The sequence below is a fragment of the Fibrobacter sp. genome, assembly GCA_012523595.1.
Classification (GTDB): Bacteria; Fibrobacterota; Chitinivibrionia; order Chitinivibrionales; family Chitinispirillaceae; genus JAAYIG01.
In genome coordinates, this window is sequence record JAAYIG010000053.1 from 1 (window position 1) to 9,362 (window position 9,362).

Below are 9,362 nucleotides of genomic sequence, written 5' to 3' on the forward strand. Positions count from 1 at the left end.
AATGCAGTATCGATTGTGCAGTCGGCCTGGCTGAAAACCGTCTTGTAAGTAAAATTGCCACCCGTGTCATAAAACCTGCGGGTTTGTGTACGGTCTTAAATGGCTGTGAGGAGGATTTCATGGCTCCTCTTCCAGTGAGTTTTCTCCCTGGACTCGAAAAGCGGCTTCTTGAACAGATTCTCCAGTTTAATCTCCGTTTGATAAAGGATCTCAGCCATATTCCTCTGGACTCACTTCTATCTGTTCTTGGGCCATCAGCACATGAAATCTATCGCCAGGCCCGGGGTATCGATGATACTCCAGTGCGGGAGATTGAGAAACCTGCGCCTTCTGTATGTGAGACACTGACTTTTGGTGAGCAAACCAATGATGAATACGAGATTGCCTGCGCGCTTTTTGGTCTTGTCTCCAGAGCCGGTGCACAAGTCCGAAAAATGGGCCTGGCAGTACAATCTATCCGTCTCCATTTGACCTACAGTGACGGGGGAGAGGCTTCAAAAAGAATAACCCTGCCGGTGCCGATCAGAGGAGATCTGAGCCTCTACGAACACTGTGCTTCTCTACTGCAGAAAATCCGGGTCCGGCGAGTGCGTATCGCGGAGTTAGGCATCGGATTCCATGATCTCACATTTCCCTACGGTCAGGTGGATCTCTTTTCTGACAATGAGAAAGAGGAACACCTCATGGATGCTATCGATTCGATACGGAATAATTACGGCAACAACGCGATCAGATTCTGGGGACGGCAGGTAGCATGAAAGATACTGCTGTTGCTGGAGTGAGAAGCGCAGGAGACAGGAAAAGCTCTCCTGGACAGCGGAACTTGATATAGGAAACAAACCGCCTTTATGAAGCCCCTGCTTTACGCTGTCAGCCACTTCTCCCTGCTCCGGGGAGTTCTCTCACCCGACATGATATGCAGGACTGCCCTGGAATTGGGGTATTCATCTGTTGCCATTGCGGACCGTAACAATCTCTACGGACTTCCTGAGTTTCTCCGATGCTGTGAGGAACACGGTCTCACCCCGATAGTCGCCGCAGAAATGAGTGGCCCTGACGGAACTGCAGTGCTTTATGCTGATGGGGATGCCGGGTTTTCGAATCTATGCCGTATTATAAGTCAAAGTCATTGTGATGATTCTTTCAACCTTGTTGCCGCGATCCGCAGTGACAGCAGGGGAATTCATGCTGTCACTGCGGACACAGGACTGATTTGGAAACTCAGGGATTTTTGTGAGGTTTATTTCATGATGCAGCGGCCAAGGGTTCCTCCGCAGCAGGTTCGCAAAGAGGGGATTCCATGTCTGATCGCGCCAATGATGGCCTTTACGTGTGATCAGGATCGCCAGACTCATCGCATGTTAAGGGCAATAGACATCAATGGTACTCTTTCCGGACTCCCGCGCTCGGAACTCTTTGATTCTGCAGCTAATTTCTTGTCGTGGAAGCAGTTAGAGGAAATATTTGAAGTATTCGATTATGCGATCGAGGCGACAATCTCTTTTGCGGCAAAGATCAGATCACGCACAAAACTCCTGTCGCCTGTAATGCCTGCATTTCCTTCTGAGAAATCATCGGTGGATACTCTTCGCCGAAGAACATTCGAGGGCGCAAAAACCAGATATGGTGAACTGAATGATGTTATTGTAAAGCGGATAGAGTATGAACTGGAACTGATCTGCAAAAAAGGCTTCTCAGATTATTTCCTGGTTGTAGATGATATCGTAAAGCAGTCACCGAGGACCTGCGGACGTGGATCAGGAGCTGCAAGTATAGTGGCATATTCACTGGGGATTACGAATGTAGATCCGATACGTTACAACCTGATGTTCGAGCGGTTTCTCAATCCGGGCCGTATCGATCCGCCGGATATAGATGTGGACTTTGCCTGGGATGAGAGAGATTCTGTTCTGGATTATGTATTTGACAAATACGGCAAAGCACATGTGGCCATGATCGCTACTCATCAAACCTGCGGTGCGAGAATGGCGATAAGAGAAGTTGCGCGTGTCTACGGTTTGACCGAAGATGAGATAAGCAGGGTTACGTCCAGAATCCCGTATTTTGTCGATCTTCCCGAATACGCCGCAAGTCTTCAGGATATGCTCAAACAGTGGCCCTCCATGCATAACATGGTTTTCGATCATCCCTGGCCCGCTATTTTTAATGATGCAGGACGGATTATAGGGATGCCCCGGGGAATCGGGACACACTGCGGAGGGGTGGTTATTACGCCTCAGCCGATTAATACTGTCGCACCTGTACAGATATCAGCGAAAGGGTATCCCATTGTACAATGGGAAAAGGATGGTGCCGAAGAAATGGGGCTTGTAAAAATAGATCTTCTTGGAAACCGCTCACTTGCGGTAATCCGCGATGCGCTTGAGAATATCAAGAGAGAGGGGATTGACTTTGACCAGAACAGATGGGATCCGCAGTCTGATAAGATAACTATTGATCTTTTTGCCAGCGGAGACACGATGGGTGTGTTTTATACTGAATCGCCTGCCATGCGGCTTCTCCAGCGTAAAACCAGAGCCGGTGATTTCGATCATCTTGTGATTCACTCCTCGATTATCCGTCCTGCTGCGAATAAATATATCCGGGAGTACATTAAGAGGCTCCACGGTGCACAATATAAAGTACCTCATCCGGTACTTCAGGAAACGCTCTCTGAAACCTTCGGGATAATGGTTTACCAGGAAGACGTATCACGGGTTGCGATGTCTCTTGCCGGATTCTCAGCGGAAGATGCCGATGCTTTGCGAAAGATTATGTCTAAAAAAGCGAAAGGGAAGAGATTCGAGGATTTCCGTATCAAGTTTTTCCAGGGTGCACGGAAAAACGGGGTCAGCAGGGATGCAACAGAGGAGATATGGAAAATGATGCTTTCTTTCTGCGGGTATTCGTTTTGTAAACCACACTCCGCGAGTTATGTCCAGGTTTCCTTTCAGTCGGCGTATCTGAAGGCACATTTTCCGGCTGCTTTCATGGCTGCAGTTCTGTCCAATTACGGCGGATACTATTCCACACAGGCTTATATAAGCGAGTCACAGAGGATGGGGCTTAAGGTAATTTCTCCGGATGTAAACCAGAGTGAATACCGTTATTACTCCAGAGGGGATTCAATAATAGTGGGTTTCTGTCAGATAAAGGGACTTGGAATAGACGCGCAGGAGAGGATTATAGAAAATCGCAGAAAACAGGGGATCTATACCGGGATTGAAGATCTGCTTTCCAGAACCGGGATTGGGGAGTCTGATGCGGAAAAACTCATACTGGCCGGTGCGTGTGATAATATGTGCAGGGGTGTAAACCGGTCACAGCAGTTCTGGCAGATGAGGCGGTTTTTCCGGAGCGGTAAAGATGAGATAACACCTGGACTCAAAACACTCTCGGTTCATCAGTACCTGATCAGTCAGTACCGTATGCTTGGTTTTCTCTCCTGCTGTCATCCTGTGACCCTTATCCGATGTAAAGCCAAAGGGCTGATCAAGGCGGCTGATATCGAAAAATTCATTGGCCGCAGGGTAACGATTCTTGGATGGTGTATTACATCAAAAACAGTTTCCACAAAAATGGGCGAAGCTATGGAATTTGTGACATTCGAGGATGAAACCGGCCTTATTGAGACCGTCTTTTTCCCGGATATCTACAGAAAGTCAGCATCGATCCTCGAACATCACAGCGCATTTCTGGTCTCAGGCCGTGTCACAGAGGAGTTTGGAGTGGCGATTCTTGAGGTCTGCGGACTTCAAAAGCCCTCCTGAGGCATCTATATCGGGGTCGGAATCTGTATCGGTATCGAATGTCATCTTTGGTATATCAACTGGGCTTCGAGGGGGAATTTTTTCAGCAGGGGACAGACTACTTTTTTACTTTTATGAGACTGCTTTTTAGTTGAAAGAAGCTTCTATAAGGAGGAAATATCTTATTCTCCCTTATGTATATTGCCTTTCATGAAAAGAAAACGGCTGCAAACTCCTCATGACCGTTTCTTCAAGGCAATGTTCGGCAAAACCGCGGTAGTCTCCAGTTTCGTTTGCTCGTACTTATTTCCAGACACAAAGGTCGAGATCGATTTTAGCCTTTCCAGCGCGATAAAAAACGACACAGTTGATGGGCTCCTCAATGAATTTCGGTCTGATATAGTCTATCGACTCTTTGATAAAACCAGGTCACTTTACATCTATCTTCTTTTTGAGCATAAGAGTACCCCGGATAAAAGAACCTTAATTCAATTAAAACACTACTTAAACTCTGTTGAAAATGATATCCCTGAATCGGAAAAGCATGAGGGCCCCATACTCGTGGTAATATATCATGGCAGAAGAAAATGGGATATTCCTTTATCGTTTGATCTGGACCAGTCCATTTTGAAAAAGAATTTCTCAAGGCTTCAATATCTGCTCTTCGACATCTCCCACACTCCCGATGAGAAGATTGTTGGTTCACCTCAGCTTCGTCTGGCACTAATGGGGCTTAAATATGTCAGAACCAGGTCAATAATAAAGAAGGTTGACCTTTTTCTCGTAATCTTAAAAGAGATGATAAATGAGGCAGATACAGGGGAATATGTTGACGAGTTATCACTTTATATCGATTCTGCAGCCCCGTTAGATTTAAGAGAAAGAGTTCTTGAGAGGATAAAAACAGCAATAATTACCGGAGAGTATAAAATGTCTTCAATTAAGGAATATTTTAAACAGGAAGGTCTGAAAGAAGGAATTGAAATAGGCATTAAAAAGGGAATAGAACAAGGGAGAGAGCAAGGAATAGAACAAGGAGTTGAACAAGGATATAAGCGAGGTGTTGAACAAGGGTTTAAGCAAGGAACTGAGAGGGGGATTAAACAAGGTACAGAAAAGGGAGTCGAGCAGGTTGCTCTCAATATGCTTAAAAATGGTGAACCTGCCGAAAAAGTTGCTTTCTATACTGGCCTGTCCATAGAAAGGATCGCTTTTCTTCAGAAACAAATAATGAATGAAAAACAGTGGTAATGATAGCATCGGCAATTCATTGCACCATGTAAATTTTTACTGCCCGGGAACACTCGACTTTAGAAAATAGCTGACGAAGAAATCCGTGGATAACATCACAGATTTAGCAGCAGAAAAAAGTAAAAAGATAGTCCGTTCCCCTGACCTTAAACCGTTAAATCCTAAAATCATCTTTGAGATATATTATATCCCTTTGTTAAGAACCTGACACATTGATTGGATAATAAGTGTATAAGACTTTATATTATATATAAGGTTCTAAATTATCAGAGTGGTTAGAATGTTATTCAATCTCACACAAAAAAAGAATCAGAATGGGGGGGAACCATGTTCAGAATTGCATTGATTCTTTCGACGCTATTTGCAATGTTGGCGGCGCAGGAACAAACTTCTGCTCCGGGTGGCAGCAGTGAGTATGGTGATGATATCAAAGTGGTCAGGACTATACTTGATAAGTGCGGCCTCAAAGATGTATCCGTTACTGATGTTGCCAAAATAGAAGAGGGTAGGGTTGTCAGTCTTAATTTGAACAACAAAGATGTCAGTAAAGACGGTTTCAGTACTCTGCCGCCTGAAATCGGTCAACTAACAGCTCTGCGCTTACTTTCATGTAAAGACAACACAATTACAAGCCTTCCGCCGGAAATCGGGAATCTTACACTTCTTGAGAAACTTGATGTAAACAGTAATAAAATCAGTGCCTTACCTATTGAGATAGGCAAGCTGGAAAATCTTAAGGATCTTGATCTGCGCCATAATGATCTGGAAACACTTCCTGATGAGATCAGGGGATTGAAGAAGCTGGAAATTCTCAGGCTGTGGGGAAATAAACTGACATCTCTTACCAGCGCCATCACTGAACTTACATCTCTGAAGGAGCTTTACCTCAAAGACAATCGCCTTTCAACCCTGCCCGTCGGAATTACGAATATGAAATTAGGCTATATTGATCTGATCGGTAACAAGCTCTGCAAACTGGATCCAAAAATTGAAGCATGGATGATAAAACTCGATAATAGATATAAAGAAACACAGAAGTGCTGGTAATTCTTTTGCTTTGAGGAGGAGTATTTCCCCTTGTTTTAAAGAAAAGCCCCTTTGGGGCTTTTTCTTTCTGAATCAACAGCAGTTCACTATTTTTTTTATCCATAGAGATTCCGTGACTTAACAACCAATTTAGTGTCCTATTGGAGAACTCAAACTCTCACATTGTCTGTGATAGTGGCAGAGCAGGGTAGGGGATCCCTCGATGCCAGCCTTTTCCCGCCGATGATAAATCTGCCGTAATTTACAATTGATCTCCAGAACTCATCAGCGAAATTGGCCAAAAGAAGCCCGGCAAGTCCCATCTTGACTACAAAAATCATGTGTGCTGAAACGGCAATGATCATTATTGTACCTATAAATTGTGTTATGAGCATCCAGCGTGCATCTCCAGTCCCTCTTATGGAGTTACCGGCCACAATATTGACCGATTTGGGAAAAGAGATAAGGACCATTATCATTAATAAAGGACTAAGCTGTGCCAGTATCTTTTCATCAGAACTGAAAAGATGCAGAATGCCTGATGGAGCAGTTACAAAGAGCAGCCCTATGGCAGTACACACAACGAGAGCATAAAGTACGCACCTGTTGCCTATACTTAGCGCCTGGCGATGCTCTCTGGCCCCTGTTGCTCTCCCAACAAGGGTTGTAGCAGCGACTCCGACCCCAAGGTAAATATTTACCGATAAATTCAGAAGGGTATTTATGATACCATAAAGACCTGCGCTTAATGGATCGGTGGTGTTGAGCATCCGAATGAGCACAACCTGGGCACCCATAAAAAGCATGAACTCCATTCCAGCCTGAGAACCGAACATGAAAACCTTCCTGTAAACCCCTTTGACAGGACGCAGTGCTCCTCTCAAGGTCACTTCGATAACACCATTTTTAAGTGATCGCTCAGCAAGAGAAACATTATTTATTGTGGAACTGATAAGCGTAGCCAGTGCAGCACCTGTAATCCCAAGCTCCGGAAAACCAAATTTACCGAAAATCAGAAGATAATCAAGAACAATGTTTACAAGAGATCGAATGATGTTATTTACCATTATCGGAGTGGTTCTTCCAATCCCCTGATAAATTGCCGATGCAGTGAGGTTCATTCCAGTGGTAAGGAAAACACCTGAGAGTACTTGTACATAAATCGTACCCATCTTCAGTATTTCACCTTCAACACCCATCAGGATAAGCACATATTTTCCACCCAGTAACCAGAAAAGAAAGTAACCGAAAGAGATTATCTGATTGTAATACAGTGAGGTTTCGGCTACATGACTGGCTCTCTTATAATCTTTCGCTCCGATTGCCTGAGCAATCATGATAGTAGTACCTTGCGAAAGAGCAATGAAAAATGAAAAAAACATGTGGAAAGGGATCATCGCATTGTTTATTGCAGATAAACCCTCAATTTTGTAATGTCCAATAAATGCGGTATTGGTGAACTGCATGGCATAGAAAGCCAGGTTCTGCACCATCACCGGTAGAGCTATGGATATGATTTGTTTATTCAGGCGAATCTTCATTGACATTTTATTTCAAATTCAACTGTTTGTTTTCCCGGTCATCGGGGTCGGTATCGGAATCGGTATCGAAAAAGCTTCTTCCACCCAGATTTACTGGTGCGTACATTCCGCACCATCCAAGAAATGTAAAGTAATCCTGATGAATCGGACACCTTCAATAGGATAATTACACAGATAAAACGCTTTTTAAACCAATCCGGGTTAGAAAAATAGTATCGGCTGATCTCTTGTGTGTGCTTGAGCTGTTATACATAATTAAACACCTTTATAAGACATGTTGGATCTGCCCTGTGGTCCATTCAATGTTGGTGAACACATTGCGAGTACGGTTTAATGTTTTCTGCTATTTCGAACAGATGTGAAAAAGCAGAAACACTCGGTTAAGGCAAAGAATAATACAGGATTTCATTTCGAAGGCCCGTAGAAATGACAAACAATGGTATGAGTTCGAACAGGAAAGAATAAAACGTACTCGAATCGTAAACGATTTCCTCTCATTTTAAGAATCGATTACGATTACGAGTACTGCACCACTGATGAACGCTATGGTATTACTTTGCTTACAGGATATTCCACAATCCCCGAAGCCCCAGCCCGTTTCAGATGAGGTATGATATGCTTTGTGTCCTGAAAGGGAAGTATAGTCTCTACCGCATACCATCCCTTATCATACAGATGAGATATGGTAGGATTGTGAAGTGAGGGGAGTACCTTTATGACTTTTTCAAGATTAGCTTCCTGAACATTGCATTTCAATCCTATGTAATTCTCCGCATCAAGAGTTCCCTGAAGGAGCATCTTGAGATTTTCCAGTTTATTTCTCTTCCAGGTGTCTTTCCACGCATCTTTGTTGGCGATTATTACAGTGCAGGTTTCAATAATAGTCTCGATAATGCGGAGCCTGTTGGCACGCAGTGATGAACCTGTTTCGGTTATATCTACTATTGCATCAACAAGTCTTGGAGGTTTTACTTCTGTTGCTCCCCATGAAAACTCGACACTAACAGGAATATTCCTCTTTTTAAAGAATCTCTTTGTAGTGTCAACAAGTTCAGTTGCAATTCGTTTCCCGTTAAGATCCTCAGCTTTCTTGAAAGGTGAATCTTCGGGAACCGCAAGAACCCACCTGCATTTCTGACGGGTACTTTTGCTGTATCGCAATTCCGTCACTTCCACGACTTTCGCATTGTTCTCCTCAGTCCAGTCCTGCCCCGTTATACCCGCATCGAGGATCCCCTTTTCAACATAACGGGGAATCTCCTGGGGGCGCATAATGATCAGATCAAGCTCAGGATCATCACTGGTAGGATAATAGGAGCGTTCACTCTTTCTTATACGGATTCCGGCTTTGCAAAAAAGACTGAAAGTGGAATCCTCAAGACTGCCTTTAGGTAAACCAAGTGTAAGTTTCATACTACTCCAGAAATCGGAAAAAGGCGGATTTCCCGCCGGAATTACACTGCTGTTTTTCTCACTGACGTTGAAACCACATCAGGATCGAAGAAACAATTGAAAATTATTTTCCAAGCCTTTCCTTGAATGCAGCCGTCAATGCAGGGAGTACTTCAAGAGCATCACCTACAATTCCCAGATTTGCGATCTGGAAAATGTCTGCTTCAGGATCTTTGTTTATGGCAATTATGAAGTCTGATGACTGCATTCCGGCCATGTGCTGTACAGAACCGCTAATGCCACATGCAATATAGAGCTTCGGGCAGACAGTCTTTCCAGTCTGGCCCACCTGATGAGAGTAGGGGATCCACCCGGCATCAACAGCCGCTCTGCTTGCACCCAC

The 9,362-nt window shown here is 44.2% G+C and carries 7 protein-coding genes; 4 read left to right on the forward strand and 3 right to left on the reverse strand.

All coding sequences use genetic code 11. The annotated features are described in order from the left end of the window. From GX089_03020 to GX089_03035, 4 genes are all read left to right on the forward strand, one after another. A partial coding sequence (locus GX089_03020) for a hypothetical protein (GenBank protein ID NLP01440.1) occupies positions 1–758 on the forward strand: 758 nt, incomplete at its 5' end. Positions 759–848: 90 nt separating this feature from the next. Further along, the gene (locus GX089_03025; GenBank protein NLP01441.1) at positions 849–3,770 is read left to right on the forward strand and encodes a DNA polymerase III subunit alpha; all 2,922 of its coding nucleotides are present in this window, start codon (positions 849–851) and stop codon (positions 3,768–3,770) included. A 189-nt stretch (positions 3,771–3,959) separates the two neighbouring features. Next, positions 3,960–5,000 carry a hypothetical protein gene (locus GX089_03030; protein ID NLP01442.1) on the forward strand — a complete coding sequence of 347 codons (1,041 nt, stop codon included), beginning with the start codon at positions 3,960–3,962 and terminating at the stop codon, positions 4,998–5,000. Positions 5,001–5,327: 327 nt separating this feature from the next. Next, positions 5,328–6,047 (forward strand): leucine-rich repeat domain-containing protein, encoded by a 720-nt coding sequence (locus tag GX089_03035; protein ID NLP01443.1) that lies wholly within the window; start codon positions 5,328–5,330, stop codon positions 6,045–6,047. Between the two features lie 149 nt (positions 6,048–6,196). On the opposite strand, the gene GX089_03040 is transcribed toward GX089_03035, so the two are convergent. From GX089_03040 to GX089_03050, 3 genes are all read right to left on the reverse strand, one after another. After that, positions 6,197–7,573 (reverse strand): MATE family efflux transporter, encoded by a 1,377-nt coding sequence (locus tag GX089_03040; protein ID NLP01444.1) that lies wholly within the window; start codon positions 7,571–7,573, stop codon positions 6,197–6,199. 537 nt (positions 7,574–8,110) lie between these two features. Next, entirely contained in the window at positions 8,111–8,980 is an 870-nt protein-coding gene (locus GX089_03045) for an ATP phosphoribosyltransferase (GenBank protein NLP01445.1), read from the reverse strand. Between the two features lie 103 nt (positions 8,981–9,083). Then, the coding region (locus GX089_03050) for an electron transfer flavoprotein subunit alpha/FixB family protein (protein NLP01446.1) at positions 9,084–9,362 on the reverse strand (279 nt) is incomplete at its 5' end.